The sequence below is a fragment of the Pseudomonas sp. C9D1 genome (assembly GCF_056491235.1).
The window spans coordinates 1,019,466-1,039,144 of the sequence record NZ_JBSZIE010000002.1; the positions used below are offsets into that span (position 1 = coordinate 1,019,466).

Sequence of the window (19,679 nt, forward strand, 5' to 3'; positions counted from 1 at the left end):
TTGTCATGGAATAGCTTTTTGCCCACAAGACAAAAACGAGGGCATCAGCGTCATGAGCAGGCTTGGCTTGATTATCGGATTTACCGCTTCACTCGCAGCGTCTATCGGCACTGCTATTGCGGCGCCCCAGCAAGTACGGATCTATAACTGGTCGGATCTGATCGGTGAGCACACCATCAAAGACTTCCAAGACAAGACCGGCATCCAGGTGCTGTACGACACCTTCGACAGTGAGGCGACGCTTCAAGTGAAGCTGCTCACAGGTAACAGTGGATACGACGTTGCAGCTCCCTCGAATACCTCGCTGAGCCAACTCATCAAGGCCGGCGCACTGACTGAGTTGGATCGCAGCAAGATTCCCAATTGGAAGAATCTTGATCCGGAGCTGATGAAGTTCGTGGAGAGCAAAGACCCTGGCAATCGCCATGCACTCATCTACGACTGGGGCACCACCGGCATAGGAATGAATCGGAGCCTTCTTGAGGCAAAAATGCCCGATGCGCCATTCGACTCGCTCGATCTGCTGTTCAAGCCAGAGATTGTCAGCCGATTTAAATCTTGCGGTGTTGCAATGCTCGACAGCCCAGAGGACGTGTATCCCATCGTCCTGAACTACCTTGGGCTTGATCCGCAGCAGCCGACACCGGAGAACTTGGAGAAGGCCAACGAGCTTCTAAAAGCTGTCCTTCCCAACCTGCGCTATATCGCGTCGGGCACCTACATTAACGACTTAGCCAACGGCAACGTGTGCCTCGTGCTGGGCTGGTCAGGCGATGTGGAGATCGCACGAGCACGGGCTCAAGAAGCCGGCATCACCGACAAGATCCAATACGTTGCACCGCGTGAAGGTGCTCTCGCTTGGTTTGGATTCCTTGTCATCCCCCAAGGTGCTCCTAACTTGGATGCGGCCTATCGCTTCCTAAACGAAACCCTGGAGCCAACGGTAAGCGCGGATTTCACGGCAACCGTTGGCTATGCCAATGCGGTGCCAGCCAGCCTTGCCTTGCTTTCTGAAGAGGTCACGAAGAACCCAGCAATTTTTCCGCCTGAGGATGTCCGCAAGAAAATGTTCTGGCAGACCGATCCAAGCCCCAGGCAGCTACGTGACATGACCCGAGCGTGGAATCGGTTCAAGAACTCCATGTGATCATTAAACCCCTTCAATTTGTTGTTGGGGCTGCATCAGGCCCCGTCGCTCAAGGATTTCGCAATGTGTTCTGCATCTACTCAGTCTGCCGTTGTTCAGAGTGAGCAAGGGGCTATTCGCGGTGCTTTCGATCAAGCCGCTGGCCTGCATACTTTCTTCGGTATCCCCTACGCCGCAGCCCCCGTTGGCGCTCTGCGCTTCCGCCCACCACAGCCGCATGAAGGTTGGAGCGGTGTTCGCGACGCTCGCCGATTTGGCGCTGCCTCTGCACAGTTGTTCGACTCTACTGAGGGCGAGTTTTCAGAGTTCACTGATGAGCCTCAGGTTGAAGGACAACCATGGGTCGGGTCAGAAGACTGCCTGACCCTTAACGTGTGGACTCCAGCAGTTGCGCCACACAAGAAGCCTGTAGTCATCTGGATTCACGGAGGCGCGAACTGGTTAGAGAGCAGTCGGCTGGAGTGTTACCACGGTGATCGGTTGGCCAAAAACGGCGACGTGGTTTTCGTCTCCATCAACTATCGCCTTGGAGTGTTCGGCTTCCTTGATGTCAGCGTTTTGGGAGGCACGGAATACTCTGGCTCGCACTCTCACGGGCTGCTTGATCAACTCCAAGCCGTACGTTGGGTGCGCAGTAACATCGCACAGTTCGGTGGTGACCCAGAGAACATCACACTCATGGGAGAGTCTGCCGGCAGCATCGATATCAGCTGGCATCTGGCAGGCGGGCATCTGAACGGCCTGGTCAGGCGCGTAGTGATGATGAGCGGTTACGCAGGGCTGCCCGGCCTGAGTGGCGACCTCACTTATGGACTTTCGGACGCATCAGCAGGTGATGTGGCTCGCGAGTTTTTCTCCGACTGCGGCCTCAATAGCTTTGAGCAGCTAAGTGCAATGACCACCGCCGACCTGATGATGAAGGTTCATCAGCTCAGCGAAAGCAGGGACATGCTTTTCCACATGGACTCGCTGTTCTGGCCCAAAACCCATGCCAAGAGCTCTCTCGTAGACCCTATCGCTTTTGCTGCTCAAGGCGGGGCCACAGGGATAGACATCATCATCGGATTCACCAACTACGAGATGGGATTGTGGTTGAACTGGGATGAGCAAATTGACCAACTGGGAATGGATTGCGTCATCGAGAACATTGGCATTCCTGCAAGGTTGGCGGAATCGGTAAAAAGCCTGTACTGCGAGACATTCCCTGATGAAGACGATGGACAGCGGGCCATGCATCTGCTCGGTGACAGCGCTTTTGTAATGCCTTCGCTATGGGCTGCCGAGGGGCTGGCTCGAAACAACCGGGTAAAGGTTTATCGATTTGATCGTGAAACCGACTCACGTCGCCGCGCTCAGCATGCTGCGGATCAGGTGTACTTCTTCGACAAGCTGGACACCTATGTAGGTAAGCACCTTGCTGGGTTGCCCGCCAACAGTATCGACAGCAGGGAGCGTGAGTCCCTGGTAAGGCTAATGCAGGGCTTGATCTTCAGCTACGCAGAGACCAGTCAGCCGGACTATCCCGCCTGGGCTGATTACGACACGGCAAATCGTCCGCTTCTCGCTCTGGATGCCGACCCCAGCATCAAATCAGACCCATACGGCCAGCGCCGAGAATGGTGGTTCCAGAACATCTACCCCAGGCCATGAGTGAGGGGACATCCGGCCGACGCGGAACGATGTCGAGCTGAGGCAACACCTGATCTAGCCCCTCACAGTCTTCGAGGAAAAGCCCAACAAGAGCAGGCAGGTACTCATGCCTGCCCTGGTTTCTCTCGCCCTGAATTTCGTCGGTGCTATCAGTTTGTGCTGGCGAAATCAGTCGAGTTTCTGCCACTCCAAAACACAAGAAAGAAACGAGGAGTTAATGATGAAACGTGCGCTGCAAATGGCCCTTATGGGTGCGACACTCGCCCCTTGGATGGTGTGCCAGGCCATCACGCTAAACGACGATTTCAGTCTCGATCTAACTGTTGGTGCCTACAGCGACTACCACTCGCGAGGCATGTCTCAAACTCAGGGCGACCCGGCCATCCAAGGCTCCGCCACGTTGTCACACTCCAGTGGGCTGTACGCAGGCATCTGGAGTTCAAACGTGGACTACGGCTATGACAGCAAGACCCGACAGGAGATTGATTACTACGTCGGCTACTTCTGGCAGGCCACCGATGACATCAGCCTGGATCTGACGTACTACCAGTACGAGTACCCAAAAGAAGGGGCACTGAACAACAGTGAAACCTACGCCAAGTTGACCGCCCACGGCGCCTATGTCGGCGGCTACTACTCCAACGACCTGTATGGCGATCAGAGCTACTTCTACAGCTTCGTGGGCTATGAGACCACGCTCCCAATGGAGGTGGGTCTGGATCTTCGCTATGGCAAGGTGGACTTCAAGGACGACACCTTCTTCAACAGCGACGAGAAAGCTCGATCCAGCTACAACGAGTGGCAAGTGACCTTCAGCAAAACCCTGTTCACTGCCGACTGGTCACTGTCGTATGCAGATAGCGATCTGTCTGACTCCGAGTGCTACAGCTACAACGGCTTCGACGATGTCTGCGCACCTACCGTAGTCGCAGGTGTCAGTAAGTCCTTCTAATCCCTGAGCCGATGCGGGCTATCACCTCTACTACAGCGCTGCTGACCATCGACCTTCGGGGCGTCTGCTACTCCGGAGGTATTCCTTTGGTGTTTGGGCGGGTAACCGCCCTTTTTGTCTGTCGCTGACCAAATGAACGGCTGCTATTGGCCGGTTAGCGCCCCTTGCCCTAGCTAACCAAGCTTGTCCTCCCGCACGCGGAGGACCCATCCATGAACACCAACAACCATCAGCCTTGGAACAAAGGAAAACTAGTCGGACAGAAAGCCCCGCTTCGCCTGAGAGATATCTGGGCGATCCGGGTAAGGCTCCAAATTGCCGAGAGCACTCGGGATCTAGCACTCTTCGATCTAGCCATCGATAGCAAGCTGAGAGCCTGCGATTTAACCAAGCTCCGTGTGCGCGACGTTGCTCATGGTGAGCACGTTTCATCGCGCGCCATCGTGATGCAGCAGAAAACGCAGCGGCCAGTGCAGTTTGAAATCACGGAGCAAACCCGAGCTGCTTTGGAAGCCTGGATTCACCAAGCACAACTACGTAGCGAGGACTGCCTTTTCCCAAGTCGGCTACATACCTCCGACCATCTCTCCACTCGGCAGTACGCTCGTATCGTCAAAGCGTGGGTGAGAGCCATTGGCCTTGATCCGGCTATGTATGGCACCCACACAATGAGGCGCACGAAAGCATCTCTGATTTACCGCAGGACGAAGAACCTAAGGGCAGTTCAACTGCTGCTCGGCCATACGAAGCTGGAGAGCACCGTTCGATATCTCGGGATCGAGGTTGATGACGCCTTGGAAATGGCGGAGCAGACAGAGGTTTGACCAGGTAATGCATAGCGACGGCCGCGATCAGGTCGTCGCTAACCGGCCAGTTGTTGACGTTGGCGACAGGGCAAGAGCATCGCGGCTGAAGCCGCTCCCACAGAGGCCGCATATCCCGTGGGAGCGGCTTTAGCCGCGATTGGGCCTTGAGTACAGCGCATATTTCATCGTCATTCGCCAACGACTGCTTCTGGCCGATTCTGTTGAAAAAGTCGTATCAACGGCAGCCAGCCGTTCAGGTGTGCCTGCTGTAGAAGTGGCTGCAAGCCACTTCAGGTTACCTTTTGGTGTTTCGCTGAGCGTTCTGGCTCAGGTTTGAAGGTTAATTCGAGGGTTTCTGCTCACAGCAGGCGTACCTATCCCGTGAGTGGCGGCCCGTTAGGCAAAAGCTTGGCCATGCGTCGCAAGTTTTGCACGGTCGCGGCCAAAGTGAATTCGTCAGTCGCACCCGTCAGGCCACGCAATCGTAAACGGTCGAGTTTCATGATCCGTTTGAGGTGGGCGAAAAGCATCTCTACCTTCTTTCGCTCGCAGCGGGAGACGAGGTACTCCGGTGACTTGGCGATGCGTCGAGCTACGTCGCGGGCAGCCTCATGGACGCTGCGAACGATCTTCCGATTCGGTGTGTTGGGGCAGCACTTTTCTTTCAACGGACAGGTGGTGCAGTCGGTTTGGCTGGAGCGGTAGATGATGGTGTTGGCCTTGGTCACGCGCGATCTTTGCTGAGTGAAGGTGCGCCACTCACTGCGTAGCGGTTTGCCGGCTGGGCAGCGGTATTCATTGGCCTCCGGACTCCAGAGGAAGTCGTTACTGGAGAGGCTGTCGTCCTTGCGCTCGGTCTTGTCCCACACCGGCACATGCGGCTCGATGTTCTTTTCTTCGACCATCCAGGCCAGCATCGGGGCCGTGCCGTAGGCGGTGTCCCCGATGAGGCGTTCCGGCGTGAGGTCGAACTGCGCTTCGACACGCTCCACCATCGTCCTGGTCGAATCGACTTCGGCGGTACGGTGCGCCGGAGTCGCCTCCACATCCATGATCACGCCGTACTCAGTATCGATCAGGTAATTCGTGGAGTAGGCAAAGAAGGCCGGGCCGCCTGGTGCAGCAGTCCAACGGGACAGCGGATCAGTGAGCGAGATTTTCTTGGGAAGAGCTTCAGCCAGCGCCTCTTCATCAAGGGCTTCAAGGTACTCGCGCACAGCGCGGTTGCTGAGCGCTGGATCACGCCAATCGACTTCATCTCCCGCCACCCCACGTTGCCGGCTGGCATCCGCCTTGATGATGCTGGCGTCCACAGCGAAGCCTTCGCCTTTGACCAGGCCAGCCGCCATGCAGCGGCGCAGTACCTCATTGAACAACCAGCGAAACAGTCCGCTGTCACGGAAGCGGCCGTGGCGATTCTTCGAAAAGGTCGAGTGATTGGGGACTTCATCTTCCAGGCCCAGTCGGCAGAACCAGCGATAGGCCAGATTTAAATGCACTTCTTCGCACAGCCGTCGCTCGGAACGGATGCCGTAGCAGTAGCCAACGACCAGCATGCGCACCATCAACTCTGGGTCGATCGAGGGGCGTCCGATGGGGCTGTAGAAGTCGGTTAGGTGTGCACGCAGATCGCTAAGATCCAGGCAATGGTCGATGCTGCGCAAGAGATGCTGGGGAGGAACGTGGTCTTCCAGATTGAACGAGTAGAACAGGCGCTGCTGCCCTCCCGGTAACTGCCCCATCATGCTATTCGCCCCCGCGCTCGCTGACAGAGCAATTCTGCCGACGGCAGGGGGCGACAGCTACTTTTTCAACAGAATCGGCCGAAAGCCGTCCCTGCCTAGCCGCCAGCCTTCGACTAGTAGCCGCTGCCCTGCACTCAGGCAAAAAGATGGTCACTGAGGCCCATCAGGCCCGCCTTCAAGGCGGCGATCCCTTCACGGGCCGCGGCCATCTCCATCACATAGCGGATCTCTTCGGCGAAGCCATCGCAGGCGAGCCGCTCGCTGTCGAACGGGCTGAGCAAGACGACGGTGCGCGCGTAGCCGCCCATGACGCTGACCAACCCTCGCGCCTCGGGCAGGTCGGCCCGGCCGATCAGGCCCTCAAGAAACTCGCAATCTCCCCTGCAGCGCTGTCCAGGTGCTGCTCATGGGTGAAGCCGGAGGCCTTGAGCGGCTTGAGGTCGTGATCGCCCGAGACCAACCAGTGCAGCCGGATCGACGGTGACAGGTCATAGCCGCCGACGGTGGTGCGGTCGCCGAGGGCATCACGCTCGCCCTGGATGATCAGGGTTGGGGTCTTCAGTTCGGCCAGGTGCGCGACCCGGGGTTTTTCCGGTTTGCCGGCGGCATAGAAGGGATAACCCAGGCAGACCAGCGCATCCGCGCCCAGCTCGTCGGCCAGCAGGCTGGCCATGCGACCGCCCATGGATTTGCCACCAATGGCCAATTGCCCCGTGACGTGCTGTCGCACCTCGGCATGCACGGCACGCCAGTGATCGAGCAATTGCCCCAGGGGATTCGGCGGGCGCTTGCGTCCGTCCTCGCGCCGCGCAGCCATGTAGGGAAACTCGAAACGAACCACCGCAATGCCCCGCGCGGCAAGCTTTTGCGCCACTTCATCCATGAAGGCGCTGTCCATCGGCGCCCCCGCGCCATGGGCCAGCACCAATGTGCTTTCGATAGGGCCCGAAGGCCGGTTCCACAACAACATAGGGAAATCTCCGGTGGACGGCGTCCGTTGATCCAAATCAATAGGACTTGAAGGGGCTTTCACCATGCTTCGCACGCAATTCCAAGAAACCGTGTACGGAAGCCCACAAACATGAACACAGCAGTCAGTACCGCCTACAACTACAAGGTGGTCCGCCAGTTCGCCATTATGACGGTGGTCTGGGGAATCGTCGGGATGGGGCTCGGCGTTCTCATAGCTGCCCAGCTAGCCTGGCCGGAGCTCAACTTCAACCTGCCCTGGACCAGCTTTGGGCGCTTGCGACCCTTGCACACCAACGCGGTGATCTTCGCGTTCGGTGGTTGCGCATTGTTCGCCACCTCCTACTACGCCGTCCAACGCACCTGCCAGACCCGCCTGGTCTCGGACAAACTCGCTGCCTTCACCTTCTGGGGTTGGCAACTGGTGATCGTCCTGGCCGCCGTAAGCCTGCCGCTGGGTTTCACCAGCTCCAAGGAATACGCCGAGCTGGAATGGCCGATCGACCTCCTCATCACCATCGTCTGGGTCAGCTACGCCGCCGTGTTCTTCGGCACGGTGATGAAGCGCAAGACCAAGCACATCTACGTCGGTAACTGGTTCTTCGGTGGCTTCATCCTCACCGTGGCCATTCTCCACGTGGTGAACAACCTGGAGATCCCGGTCACCCTGACCAAGTCCTACTCGCTCTATGCGGGTGCGACCGATGCGATGATCCAGTGGTGGTACGGCCACAACGCCGTGGGCTTCTTCCTGACCGCCGGCTTCCTGGGGATGATGTACTACTTCGTTCCGAAGCAGGCGGGTCGCCCGGTCTACTCCTACCGCCTGTCCATCGTCCACTTCTGGGCGCTGATCGCGGTCTACATCTGGGCCGGCCCGCACCACCTGCACTACACCGCGCTGCCGGACTGGGCACAGAGCCTGGGCATGGTGATGTCGCTGATTCTGCTGGCGCCGAGCTGGGGCGGCATGATCAACGGCATGATGACCCTGTCGGGCGCCTGGCATAAGCTGCGCGACGATCCGATCCTGCGCTTCCTGGTGGTCTCCCTGGCCTTCTATGGCATGTCCACCTTCGAAGGCCCGATGATGGCCATCAAGACCGTCAACGCCCTCTCCCACTACACCGACTGGACCATCGGCCACGTACACGCCGGTGCCCTCGGCTGGGTCGCCATGGTGTCCATCGGCTCGCTGTATCACCTGATCCCGAAGGTCTTCGGTCGCGAGCAGATGCACAGCGTCGGCCTGATCAACGCCCACTTCTGGCTGGCCACCATCGGCACCGTTCTCTACATCGCCTCGATGTGGGTCAACGGCATCGCCCAAGGCCTGATGTGGCGCGCAGTGAACGAGGACGGCACCCTGACCTACTCCTTCGTCGAAGCGCTTGAAGCCAGCCACCCGGGCTTCGTGGTGCGCATGATCGGCGGCGCGATCTTCCTCAGCGGCATGCTCCTCATGGCTTACAACACCTGGCGCACCGTGAAGGCTGCCAAGCCGGCCGAATACGACGCCATCGCCCAGATCGCCTGAGGAATCGATAGATGAAAAAGCATGAAGTCATCGAGAAAAACGTCGGCCTGATGGCGTTGTTCATGATCCTGGCCGTCAGCATCGGCGGTCTGGTACAGATCGTCCCGCTGTTCTTCCAGGACGTCACCAACACCCCGGTCGAAGGCATGAAGCCCTACACCGCGCTGCAACTGGAAGGTCGCGACATCTACATCCGTGAAGGCTGCGTAGGCTGCCACTCGCAGATGATCCGTCCGTTCCGTGCCGAGACCGAGCGTTACGGCCACTACTCCGTCGCTGGCGAAAGCGTCTGGGACCACCCCTTCCTGTGGGGTTCCAAGCGTACCGGCCCGGACCTGGCCCGCGTTGGCGCTCGCTACTCGGACGACTGGCACCGCGCGCACCTCTACAACCCGCGCAACGTGGTACCGGAGTCGAAGATGCCGGCCTACCCGTGGCTGGTGGAGAACAAGCTCGACGGCAAGGACACCGCCGCCAAGCTCAGCGCCATGAAGACCCTGGGCGTGCCCTACACCGACGAGGACATCGCCGGTGCCTCCGAGGCGGTCAAGGACAAGACCGAAATGGACGCCCTGGTCGCCTACCTGCAGGTGCTCGGCACCAGCCTGAAGACCAAGAGGTAAGGCGCCATGGACGTTGGAATACTGCGCGGCCTCGGCACCTTGCTGGTGCTGGTCGCGATGATCGGGGTGTTCTGCTGGGCCTACAGCGGCCGGCGCAAGGCTGACTTCGAGCAAGCCGCGCTGCTGCCTTTCGGTGATGACGCCGAGCCCAGCCTGCAAGACCGGAATGTTTCTAGGAGCACACACGAATGACCACTTTCTGGAGCTGGTACATAACCCTGCTCACCCTCTTCACCCTGGTGGCGCTGCTCTGGCTGGTGTTCGCCACCCGCAAGGGCGAGGCCAAGGGCACGGTCGACAAGACCATGGGCCATGCCTTCGACGGTATCGAGGAGTACGACAACCCGCTGCCCAAATGGTGGTTCATGCTGTTCGTGGGCACCATCGTCTTCGCCATCGGCTACATGGTGCTCTACCCCGGCCTGGGCAACTGGACCGGCCTGTTCCCCGGCTACGAAGGTGGCTGGACCCAGGAGAAGCAGTGGCAGCGTGAAGTGGACAAGGCCAACGCGCAGTACGGCCCGATCTTCGCCAAGTACTCGGCCATGTCGCTGGAAGCCGTCGCCCAGGACCCGCAAGCCATGAAAATGGGCGGCCGCCTGTTCGCCACCTACTGCTCCATCTGCCACGGCTCGGACGCCAAGGGCGCAGTGGGCTTCCCCAACCTGGCTGACAGCAGCTGGCGCTGGGGCGGCGACGCCGAAACCATCAAGGCCACCATCCTCCACGGTCGCATGGCTGCCATGCCGGCCTGGGGTGAAGTGCTGGGTGATGAAGGCGTGAAGAACGTTGCAGCCTATGTTCGCCAGGACCTGGCCGGCCTGAAGCTGCCGGACGATGTGAAAGCCGACGTGGAAGCCGGTAAAGCCATGTTCGCCACCACCTGCACCGCCTGCCACGGTCAAGAAGGCCACGGCACTGCAGCCATGGGTGCTCCGGACCTGACCCAACCGGCCGCCTGGATCTACGGTTCCAGCCTGGCCCAGCTGCAACAGACCATCCGCTACGGCCGCAACGGCCAGATGCCTGCCCAGGAGCAATACCTCGGTCAGGACAAGGTGCACATCCTTGCCGCCTACGTGTACAGCCTGTCCCGCAAGGACGGCGAGAAAGTAGCCAGCGAGTGATCCGAACCGGCGACGCAAGGAGGCGTCGCCACACCGGCCGGTCCGAAAGGCACCGGACGGAGCCGCGCAAAGGCAGCCCAACGCAAGACGGGCAACACGGACACAAGGATGTGTCCACCCCTCCCCAGCCCCTCCTTATATATAGTGCGACCCAATGTCGCACCCCTCCCGACCAGCTGCCTTCCCCCCCAAAGCTCATCGTCTACGCTGCTGAATAGTCCTCATCGGTCATGAGGACAAGGCGGTTCCCCCTCCTCGCCCCCGGCTCGAAGTGCTCCATCAGACCCCGGGCGACCCGGCTGGAATCCTTGCCCCGAGGGCTCTGAAAGGGTGATTGTGTCGGCATGTGTCGTTGCAATGACTACCCTCTTTCTCCATACTGCCGCCGCTTTTTTGTCCCCCGAAAAACTCCATTAACCGTGGAACCCCTAGCATGAGCACAGCAATCAGTCAGACTGCTTATAACTATAAGGTGGTCCGCCAGTTCGCCGTTATGACGGTGATCTGGGGGGTCATTGGGATGGGTCTAGGCGTGTTCATCGCCGCACAACTCGTGTGGCCGGAACTCAACCTGAACCTTCCGTGGACCAGCTTCGGCCGTCTGCGCCCCTTGCATACCAACGCGGTGATCTTCGCCTTCGGTGGTTGCGCCCTGTTCGCCACGTCCTACTACGTGGTGCAACGTACCTGCCAGGCCCGGCTGATTTCCGATGGATTGGCAGCCTTCACGTTCTGGGGCTGGCAAGCCGTGATCGTGCTGGCAGTGATCACACTGCCCCTGGGTTACACCTCCTCCAAGGAATACGCTGAGCTCGAGTGGCCGATCGACATCCTCCTGGGGATCGTCTGGGTCACTTACGCAATCGTCTTCTTCGGCACCATCGTCAAGCGCAAGACCAAGCACATCTATGTGGGCAACTGGTTCTTCGGCGCCTTCATCCTGGTGACTGCACTGCTGCACATCGTCAACAGCGCGGAAATCCCGGTCTACGCCTTCAAGTCGTACTCCGTGTACGCCGGCGCGACCGACGCGATGATCCAGTGGTGGTACGGCCACAACGCCGTGGGCTTCTTCCTGACCACCGGCTTCCTGGGGATGATGTACTACTTCGTTCCGAAACAGGCCGAGCGTCCGATCTACTCGTATCGCCTGTCCATCGTGCACTTCTGGGCGCTGATCACCCTGTACATCTGGGCCGGTCCGCACCACCTGCACTACACCGCTCTGCCGGATTGGGCCCAGTCCCTGGGCATGGCGATGTCGCTGATTCTGCTGGCTCCGAGCTGGGGCGGCATGATCAACGGCATGATGAGCCTGTCGGGCGCCTGGCATAAGCTGCGCAGCGACCCCATCCTGCGCTTCCTGGTGGTTTCCCTGGCCTTCTACGGCATGTCCACCTTCGAAGGCCCGATGATGGCGATCAAGACCGTCAACGCCCTCTCCCACTACACCGACTGGACCATCGGCCACGTACACGCCGGCGCCCTCGGCTGGGTAGCGATGATCTCCATCGGTTCGCTGTACCACCTGATTCCGAAGGTCTTCGGTCGCGAGCAGATGCACAGCGTCGGCCTGATCAACGCCCACTTCTGGCTGGCCACCATCGGTACCGTTCTCTACATCGCCTCGATGTGGGTCAACGGCATCACCCAAGGCCTGATGTGGCGTGCGGTCAACGAAGACGGCACCCTCACCTACTCCTTCGTCGAAGCTCTGGAAGCCAGCCATGCCGGTTACCTTGTGCGCATGATCGGCGGCGCGTTCTTCGTCACCGGCATGCTGCTGATGGCCTATAACACCTGGCGCACCGTGCGTGCCGCCAAGCCGTCCGAATACGAAGCCGCTGCCCAGATCCCGCAAGGAGCTCACTAATGAAGCAACACGAATTAGTCGAGAAGAACGTAGGTCTGCTGGCGCTGTTCATGGTCATCGCCGTGAGCATCGGTGGTCTGGTGCAGATCGTTCCGCTGTTCTTCCAGGACGTCACCAACACCCCGGTCGAAGGCATGAAGCCGCGCACCGCGCTGGAACTCGAAGGCCGTGACATCTACATCCGCGAAGGCTGCGTAGGCTGCCACTCGCAGATGGTCCGTCCGTTCCGTGCCGAGACCGAGCGTTACGGCCACTACTCCGTCGCCGGCGAAAGCGTCTGGGACCACCCCTTCCTGTGGGGTTCCAAGCGTACCGGCCCGGACCTGGCCCGCGTAGGCGGCCGCTACTCCGACGACTGGCACCGCGCGCACCTGTACAACCCGCGCAACGTGGTACCGGAATCGAAGATGCCGTCCTACCCGTGGCTGGTGGAGAACAAACTCGACGGCAAGCACACTGCCGCCAAGATGGAAGCTCTCCGTACCGTAGGCGTGCCCTACACCGACGATGACATCGCCGGCGCCAAAGACGCAGTCAAGGGCAAGACCGAGATGGACGCGCTGGTCGCGTTCCTTCAAGGCCTTGGCACCTCGATCAAGAACAAACGGTAAGCATGATGGATATCCAGACTCTCCGCGGGCTGGGAACCATCCTGGTGTTCGTCGCCTTCATCGGCGTCGTGCTCTGGGCGTACAACAGCAAGCGCAAGGACAGCTTCGACGAAGCTGCCAACCTGCCCTTCGCAGACGACAAGCCAGCGAACACCAAGAGCGACGAAGAAGCTTCTAGGAGTAAGAGCGAATGACCACGTTCTGGAGTTGGTACGTAACCCTGCTCACCAGCGCCACGCTGGTGGCGCTGACCGTGCTGATCTTTGCCACCCGCAAAGGCCAGCGCCAGGAAAGCACCGAAGAAACCGTCGGCCACGCCTTCGACGGTATCGAGGAATATGACAACCCGCTGCCCAAGTGGTGGTTCATGCTGTTCGTCGGCACCCTGATTTTCGCCGTCGGCTACCTGGTCCTGTACCCGGGCATGGGCAACTGGAAAGGCATCTTCCCCGGCTACAGCACAGTCACCGAAGGCAAGCCCTTCGCTGACGGCCAGCCCGGCTGGACCGGTGTCCACCAGTGGGAAAAGGAAATGGACAAGGCCGACAAGCAATACGGCCCGCTGTTCCAGAAGTACGCTGCCATGCCGATCGAGGAAGTGGCCCAGGACGAGAAAGCCCTGAAAATGGGTGGTCGTCTGTTCGCTTCCAACTGCTCGGTCTGCCACGGCTCCGACGCCAAGGGCTCCTATGGTTTCCCGAACCTGACCGACGCCGACTGGCGCTGGGGCGGTGAGGCCGAAACCATCAAGGCCACCATCCTTGGCGGCCGCCACGGCATCATGCCCGCCTGGGGCGAAGTCATCGGCGAACAAGGCGTACGTGATGTCGCCGCCTTCGTCCGCGTGACCCTGGATGGCCGCGACCTGCCGAAGGACGCCAACGCCAATCCGGAAGCCGGCAAGGCGATCTTCGCTGCCAACTGCGTGGCGTGCCACGGTCCGGAAGGCAAGGGCACCCCGGCAATGGGCGCGCCGAACCTGACCCACCCGGGCGCGTTCATCTACGGCAGCAGCTTCGCTCAGCTGCAGCAGACCATTCGTTACGGCCGCCAGGGCACCATGCCGGCTCAGGAAGAACACCTGGGCAACGACAAGGTTCACCTGCTTGCCGCCTACGTCTACAGTCTGTCGCACAAGAACGCCGCAGAGACCGAAAGCAAGTAACGCCGAGCCTGCCATGCGCGACGCACTGTCGCACATGGCAGGCTGCTATGAGGCGTACCATATGCGGCAGGCAAAAAAGATCCCGTTCGGCACGCACTGATCGGGGCAAGCCCCAACCGTCGTGGTACGAGTAGATGAGCGAACAGATCCCCGTCCAGAACATTACCCCTCCCCCGGCCAAGAGCGGTGCCAACACCGACCTCTACGCCAGCCGTGAAAAGATCTACACCCGCGCCTTCACCGGCATCTTCCGCAACCTGCGCATGGCAGGCGGCGCCCTCCTCTTCCTGCTCTACTTCGGTACCGTCTGGCTGAGCTGGAACGACCGGCAAGCCGTCTGGTGGAACCTCCCCGAGCGCAAGTTCTACATTTTCGGCGCCACCTTCTGGCCCCAGGACTTCGTCCTGCTGTCGTGGCTCCTGATCATCTGTGCCTTCGGCCTGTTCTTCATCACCGTCTTCGCCGGTCGCGTCTGGTGCGGCTATACCTGCCCGCAGAGCGTCTGGACCTGGATCTTCATGTGGTGCGAGAAGGTCACCGAAGGCGACCGCAACCAGCGCATGAAGCTGGACAAGACGCCCATGAGCGGCGCCAAGCTCATGCGCAAATCCGCCAAGCACAGCCTCTGGCTGCTGATCGGCTTCGTCACCGGCGTCACCTTCGTCGGCTACTTCACCCCCATCCGCGAACTGGTGATCGACCTCTTCACCGGCAACGCCGATGGCTGGGCCTATTTCTGGGTCGGCTTCTTCACCCTGGCCACCTACGGCAACGCGGGCTGGCTGCGCGAGCAGGTGTGCATCTACATGTGCCCCTATGCCCGCTTCCAGAGCGTGATGTTCGACAAGGACACCCTGATCGTCTCCTACGATCCGCGCCGCGGCGAATCCCGTGGCCCGCGCAAGAAAAACGTCGACTACAAGGCCCAGGGCCTTGGTGATTGCATCGACTGCACCATGTGCGTCCAGGTCTGCCCCACCGGCATCGACATCCGCGACGGCCTGCAGATCGAGTGCATCGGCTGCGCCGCCTGCATCGACGCCTGCGACAGCATCATGGAGAAGATGAACTATCCCAAGGGGCTGATCAGCTACACGACTGAACACAACCTGAACGGGCAGCAAACCAAGCTCATGCGCCCACGGCTGATCGGGTACGCTGCCGCGCTCGTTGCGATGATCGGCCTGTTCGGTTACGCCGTCGCCGCCCGCTCGCTGGTGGAACTGGACGTGATCAAGGACCGCGTCCTGTACCGCGAGAACGAGCAGGGTCGCATCGAGAACGTCTACACCCTGAAGATCATGAACAAGGCCCAGAAGGACCAGGTCTTCACCATCGAAGCCGAAGGCCTCGACGGCCTCGTCTACGAAGGCAAGACCCAGGTCAGAACGGAAGCGGGCGAAGTGCTCTCGGTGCCGGTGGAACTGTCCATCGACCCGGAGAAACTCCCCTCCAGCACCAACAACATTCTCTTCCGGGTCCGCTCGGTCGATGACGCCAGCATCACCACCGACGCCGACAGCCGCTTCATCGGCCCCAGCGTCCGCTGAACAACGAGATCCCCATGCAGTCCGAATCTCCCGCAAGCCCCTGGTACAAGCAACCCTGGCCCTGGTTCATCCTCGGCATCCTCGGCACCTCGGTGGTGCTGGGCACCACGATGCTGGTGATCGCCATCCAGAACCCGCCGAGCCTGGTGGTCGACAACTACTACGACGTCGGCAAGGGCATCAACACCTCGCTGGAGCGCGAGGAGTTGGCCAAGCGCCTCGGCATGAAGGCCCAGGTACGCCTGGATGACCAGAGCGGCGTGGTGCAGGTCAACCTGACCGGCAACAGCCACCCGCAACAGCTGGTGCTCAGCCTGCTCTCCCCCACCCAGCAGGAGAAGGACCGCCGCATCGTGCTGCAACCGCAGTCCGGTGACCTGTACAGCGGCCACCTGGAAGACTCGGTCAGCGGCCGCCGCTTCGTCGAGCTGATCGGCCAGGAAGATGGCCAGGACTGGCGCCTGTTCGAGGAAGAAACCCTCGAGAGCGGCAGCGTGACCCTGCTGGGCGAATAAGCCAGGCCCCATGCCCGCGCCCCTATCCTGCTACCACTGTGGCCTGCCGGTGCCCTCCGGCAGCCCCTACGAGGCCCGCGTACTCGGTGAGACGCGGGCCATGTGCTGTCCGGGTTGCCAGGCCGTGGCCGAGGCCATAGTCGCCGGCGGCCTGGAAGGCTACTACCGCCACCGCAGCGAAACCGCCGCCAACCCCGAAGCCCTGCCCAACGCACTCCCCGACGAACTGGCCCTGTTCGACCGTGAGGATGTGCAGCGCCCCTTCGTCCAGCACCAGGGCGAACTCAGCGAAACCAGCCTGCTGATCGAAGGCATCAGCTGCGCCGCCTGCGGCTGGCTGATCGAACGGCATCTGCGCACCCTGCCCGGGGTGGACGAGGCACGCCTCAACCTGTCCAACCACCGCCTGCATGTGCGTTGGTCCGACAGCCAGCTGCCCCTCAGCGAGCTGCTCAAGGAACTGCGCCGCATCGGCTACGCCGGCCACCCCTACAAGGCCGATGACGCCGCCGAGCGCCTGGCCGCCGAGAACAAGCGCGCCATGCGCCAGCTCGGCGTCGCCGGCCTGCTGTGGATGCAGGTGATGATGGCGGCCATGGCCACCTGGCCCGAGTTCAACATCGACCTGAGCCCGGAGCTGGACAAAATCCTGCGCTGGGTCAGCCTGTTCCTCACCACGCCCATCGTCTTCTACTGCTGCGGCCAGTTCTTCCGTGGCGCCCTGCGTGACCTGCGCACCCGCCACCTGAGCATGGACGTCTCGGTGTCCCTGGCCATCGGCGGGGCCTATGCCGCCGGCATCTGGTCCACCGTCACCGGCATCGGCGAGCTGTACTTCGACGCCGTCGGCATGTTCGCCCTGTTCCTTCTCGCCGGCCGCTACCTGGAGCGCCGCGCCCGTGAGCGCACCGCTGCCGCCACCGCGCAACTGGTCAACCTGCTGCCCGCCTCCTGCCTGCGCCTGGACGCCAGTGGCCAGAGCCAGCGCATCCTCCTCGGCGAGCTGGCCGTGGGCGATCGCGTCCTGGTCCCACCGGGCGCACTGATGCCGGCGGACGGCCTGATCCTCGAAGGCCAGTCCAGCGTCGACGAATCCCTGCTCACCGGTGAATACCTGCCCCTGCCTCGCGGGCGCGGCGACGCCGTCACCGCCGGCACGCTCAACGTCGAAGGCCCGCTCACCCTCGAAGTGCAGGCACTCGGCGACCAGACCCGCCTCTCCGCCATCGTGCGCCTGCTGGAGCGCGCCCAGGCGGACAAACCGCGCCTCGCCGAGCTGGCCGACAAGGTCGCGCAATGGTTCCTGATCATCGTGCTGCTGGCCGCCGCCATCGTCGGCCTGGCCTGGTGGCAGATCGACCCGTCGCGGGCCTTCTGGATCGTCCTCTCGCTGCTGGTCGCCACCTGCCCCTGCGCCCTCGCCCTGGCCACGCCCACCGCACTCACCACCGCCACCGGCAGCCTGCACAAACTCGGCCTGCTGCTGACCCGTGGTCACGTGCTGGAGGGGCTGAACCAGATCGACACGGTGATCTTCGACAAGACCGGCACCCTCACCGAAGGCCGCCTCACCCTCAGCGCCATCCACCCCCTGGGCCCGCTCGACAACGACGCCTGCCTGGCCCTGGCTGCCGCGTTGGAGAACCGTTCGGAGCACCCCATCGCCCGCGCCTTCGGCCGCGCGCCACGCCCCGCCGAACAGGTGGAGAACGTCCCCGGCAAGGGCCTCGAAGGCCTTGTCGACGGCCAGCGCCTGCGCATCGGCCAGGCTGCGTTCGTGGCCGAGCTGGGCGGCTGGGCCCAGCCGGAGATTCCCGGCAGCAACGGCCAGTGGCTGCTGCTCGGCAACCAACAGGGCCCGCTGGCCTGGCTGGTGCTGGATGACCGCCTGCGCGAAGACGCCCCGCTGCTGCTCGATGCCTGCCGCGCCCGTGGCTGGCAGGTGATGCTGCTCTCCGGCGACAGCTCACCCATGGTCGGCGAGATCGCCCGTCGCCTCGGCATCGACGACGCCCGCGGCGGCCTGAGTCCCGACGCCAAGCTCGATGTGCTGCGCGACCTGCACCAGCAGGGCCGCCGCGTGCTGATGCTGGGTGACGGCGTCAACGACGTACCAGTCCTGGCCGGCGCCGACATCAGCGTCGCCATGGGCAGCGCCACCGACCTGGCCAAGACCAGCGCCGACGCCGTACTCCTCTCCAACCGCCTGGAAAGCCTCGTGCAGGCCCTCTCGGTGGCCGGTCGCACGCGCCGCATCATCATCCAGAACCTGGCCTGGGCGACCCTGTACAATGGCCTGGTCCTGCCCTTCGCGGCGCTGGGCTGGGTCACCCCGGTCTGGGCTGCATTCGGCATGTCGGTCAGTTCGCTGCTGGTGGTGATCAACGCCCTGCGACTGGCCAGAAGCTAGAGGCCGGCCGGGGCGCCCTCCCCTTCCGACCCACCGCCCAGGTTCCATAACGAGATTCCCCGATGCCTGCGTTATACATCCTGATCCCCGTCGCCATCGGCCTGGTCGGCTTCGCCATCTGGCTGTTCTTCTGGGCCGTGGACAGCGGCCAGTACGACGACCTCGACGGCCCCGCCCACAGCATCCTCTTCGACGACGAAGACCCGGGCCACAAGGCCGGTATCGTCGAAGCCGACGAAAGCGAGGGCGAGCGCAAGAACGAGGAAAGCCCCGACGACGAGGACAAGCGCGGTGCTTGAACTGGCACCCCTGCTGGTTTCGGCGCTGATCCTCGGCCTGCTGGGCGGCGGCCACTGCATCGGCATGTGCGGCGGCCTGATGGGCGCCCTGACCCTGGCCATCCCGCCGGAGCAACGTGCCCGGCGCTTCCGCCTGCTGATCGCCTACAACCTCGGCCGCATCCTCAGCTACACCACCGCCGGCCTGCTCATCGGCCTGGCCGGCTGGGCCGTGGCCAGCAGCCCGGCAGCCATGGTGCTGCGGGTGATCGCGGCACTGCTGCTGATCACCATGGGGCTCTACCTGGCCGGCTGGTGGAGCGGCCTGACCCGCATCGAAGCGCTGGGGCGCGGCCTCTGGCGTCATATCCAGCCGGTGGCGAGCAAGCTGCTGCCGGTCTCCACCCTGCCCCGCGCGCTGCTGCTCGGCGCGCTCTGGGGCTGGCTGCCCTGCGGCCTGGTCTACAGCACCCTGCTGTGGGCGGCCAGCCAGGGCTCGGCCAGTGAAAGCGCCCTGCTGATGCTGGCCTTCGGCCTCGGCACCTGGCCGGTGCTGCTGGCCACCGGCCTCGCCGCCGAACGCATCACCACTCTGCTGCGCAAACGTGGCATCCGCATCGCCGGCGGCCTGCTGGTGATCCTCTTCGGCATCTGGACCCTGCCCGGCCCGCACCAGCATTGGTTGATGGGGCACTGACAGCGGAGCTGGAAGCTGGAAGCT

The 19,679-nt window shown here is 61.9% G+C and carries 20 protein-coding genes; 17 read left to right on the top strand and 3 right to left on the bottom strand.

Annotated features, from left to right (window positions below; translation table 11 throughout):
- Window positions 1-52: 52 nt before the first annotated feature.
- The 4 genes from ACXI0U_RS12920 to ACXI0U_RS12935 all read left to right on the top strand — a co-directional run bounded on the left by ACXI0U_RS12920 (window position 53) and on the right by ACXI0U_RS12935 (window position 4,573).
- The gene (locus tag ACXI0U_RS12920; protein WP_431484830.1) at window positions 53-1,147 is read left to right on the top strand and encodes a polyamine ABC transporter substrate-binding protein; all 1,095 of its coding nucleotides are present in this window, start codon (window positions 53-55) and stop codon (window positions 1,145-1,147) included.
- Window positions 1,148-1,210: 63 nt separating this feature from the next.
- Window positions 1,211-2,797, top strand: coding sequence for a carboxylesterase/lipase family protein (locus tag ACXI0U_RS12925; RefSeq protein ID WP_431484829.1), 1,587 nt, complete (start codon window positions 1,211-1,213; stop codon window positions 2,795-2,797).
- A 220-nt stretch (window positions 2,798-3,017) separates the two neighbouring features.
- Window positions 3,018-3,749: a TorF family putative porin gene (locus ACXI0U_RS12930; RefSeq protein ID WP_431484828.1), complete on the top strand. Its 732-nt coding sequence runs from the start codon at window positions 3,018-3,020 to the stop codon at window positions 3,747-3,749.
- A gap of 212 nt (window positions 3,750-3,961) precedes the next feature.
- Window positions 3,962-4,573, top strand: a complete 612-nt coding sequence (locus tag ACXI0U_RS12935; RefSeq protein ID WP_431484827.1) for a tyrosine-type recombinase/integrase — start codon at window positions 3,962-3,964, stop codon at window positions 4,571-4,573.
- A 356-nt stretch (window positions 4,574-4,929) separates the two neighbouring features.
- Here ACXI0U_RS12935 and ACXI0U_RS12940 read toward each other — a convergent pair whose 3' ends face one another.
- The 3 genes from ACXI0U_RS12940 to ACXI0U_RS12950 form a co-directional block, all read right to left on the bottom strand.
- Entirely contained in the window at window positions 4,930-6,300 is a 1,371-nt protein-coding gene (locus ACXI0U_RS12940; RefSeq protein ID WP_374980510.1) for a transposase, read from the bottom strand.
- Window positions 6,301-6,434: 134 nt separating this feature from the next.
- The gene (locus ACXI0U_RS12945) at window positions 6,435-6,620 is read right to left on the bottom strand and encodes a hypothetical protein (protein ID WP_431484836.1); all 186 of its coding nucleotides are present in this window, start codon (window positions 6,618-6,620) and stop codon (window positions 6,435-6,437) included.
- Window positions 6,621-6,652: 32 nt separating this feature from the next.
- A complete protein-coding gene (locus tag ACXI0U_RS12950; RefSeq protein ID WP_431484837.1) occupies window positions 6,653-7,336 on the bottom strand; it encodes an alpha/beta family hydrolase in 684 nt (227 codons plus the stop codon).
- A 45-nt stretch (window positions 7,337-7,381) separates the two neighbouring features.
- Between ACXI0U_RS12950 and ccoN (ACXI0U_RS12955) the strand changes: the two genes are divergently transcribed.
- The 13 genes from ccoN (ACXI0U_RS12955) to ACXI0U_RS13015 all read left to right on the top strand — a co-directional run bounded on the left by ccoN (ACXI0U_RS12955) (window position 7,382) and on the right by ACXI0U_RS13015 (window position 19,655).
- Window positions 7,382-8,806, top strand: a complete 1,425-nt coding sequence (gene ccoN, locus ACXI0U_RS12955) for a cytochrome-c oxidase, cbb3-type subunit I (protein WP_021222188.1) — start codon at window positions 7,382-7,384, stop codon at window positions 8,804-8,806.
- Window positions 8,807-8,817: 11 nt separating this feature from the next.
- A complete protein-coding gene (gene ccoO, locus ACXI0U_RS12960) occupies window positions 8,818-9,429 on the top strand; it encodes a cytochrome-c oxidase, cbb3-type subunit II (protein WP_021222189.1) in 612 nt (203 codons plus the stop codon).
- 6 nt (window positions 9,430-9,435) lie between these two features.
- Entirely contained in the window at window positions 9,436-9,621 is a 186-nt protein-coding gene (locus ACXI0U_RS12965; protein WP_021222190.1) for a CcoQ/FixQ family Cbb3-type cytochrome c oxidase assembly chaperone, read from the top strand.
- Complete coding sequence (gene ccoP / locus ACXI0U_RS12970) at window positions 9,618-10,556, top strand: cytochrome-c oxidase, cbb3-type subunit III (protein WP_021222191.1); 939 nt, start codon at window positions 9,618-9,620, stop codon at window positions 10,554-10,556. The genes ACXI0U_RS12965 and ccoP (ACXI0U_RS12970) overlap by 4 nt, the downstream gene beginning before the upstream one ends.
- 433 nt (window positions 10,557-10,989) lie before the next feature.
- Window positions 10,990-12,429, top strand: coding sequence for a cytochrome-c oxidase, cbb3-type subunit I (ccoN, locus tag ACXI0U_RS12975; RefSeq protein ID WP_031288829.1), 1,440 nt, complete (start codon window positions 10,990-10,992; stop codon window positions 12,427-12,429).
- Window positions 12,429-13,040: a cytochrome-c oxidase, cbb3-type subunit II gene (gene ccoO / locus ACXI0U_RS12980; protein WP_043243475.1), complete on the top strand. Its 612-nt coding sequence runs from the start codon at window positions 12,429-12,431 to the stop codon at window positions 13,038-13,040. The genes ccoN (ACXI0U_RS12975) and ccoO (ACXI0U_RS12980) overlap by 1 nt, the downstream gene beginning before the upstream one ends.
- Before the next feature lie 5 nt (window positions 13,041-13,045).
- The gene (locus ACXI0U_RS12985) at window positions 13,046-13,234 is read left to right on the top strand and encodes a CcoQ/FixQ family Cbb3-type cytochrome c oxidase assembly chaperone (protein WP_031288830.1); all 189 of its coding nucleotides are present in this window, start codon (window positions 13,046-13,048) and stop codon (window positions 13,232-13,234) included.
- Window positions 13,231-14,205, top strand: a complete 975-nt coding sequence (gene ccoP / locus ACXI0U_RS12990) for a cytochrome-c oxidase, cbb3-type subunit III (RefSeq protein ID WP_043243476.1) — start codon at window positions 13,231-13,233, stop codon at window positions 14,203-14,205. Before ACXI0U_RS12985 ends, ccoP (ACXI0U_RS12990) begins: the two co-directional genes overlap by 4 nt.
- A gap of 134 nt (window positions 14,206-14,339) precedes the next feature.
- Window positions 14,340-15,755 (top strand): cytochrome c oxidase accessory protein CcoG, encoded by a 1,416-nt coding sequence (ccoG, locus tag ACXI0U_RS12995; RefSeq protein ID WP_021222196.1) that lies wholly within the window; start codon window positions 14,340-14,342, stop codon window positions 15,753-15,755.
- A 14-nt stretch (window positions 15,756-15,769) separates the two neighbouring features.
- A complete protein-coding gene (locus tag ACXI0U_RS13000; protein WP_431484839.1) occupies window positions 15,770-16,270 on the top strand; it encodes a FixH family protein in 501 nt (166 codons plus the stop codon).
- A gap of 10 nt (window positions 16,271-16,280) precedes the next feature.
- Complete coding sequence (locus tag ACXI0U_RS13005; RefSeq protein WP_431484840.1) at window positions 16,281-18,680, top strand: heavy metal translocating P-type ATPase; 2,400 nt, start codon at window positions 16,281-16,283, stop codon at window positions 18,678-18,680.
- Between the two features lie 62 nt (window positions 18,681-18,742).
- Entirely contained in the window at window positions 18,743-18,979 is a 237-nt protein-coding gene (gene ccoS / locus ACXI0U_RS13010) for a cbb3-type cytochrome oxidase assembly protein CcoS (protein ID WP_184488848.1), read from the top strand.
- Complete coding sequence (locus tag ACXI0U_RS13015; protein ID WP_431484841.1) at window positions 18,972-19,655, top strand: sulfite exporter TauE/SafE family protein; 684 nt, start codon at window positions 18,972-18,974, stop codon at window positions 19,653-19,655. The genes ccoS and ACXI0U_RS13015 overlap by 8 nt, the downstream gene beginning before the upstream one ends.
- Window positions 19,656-19,679 lie beyond the last annotated feature (24 nt).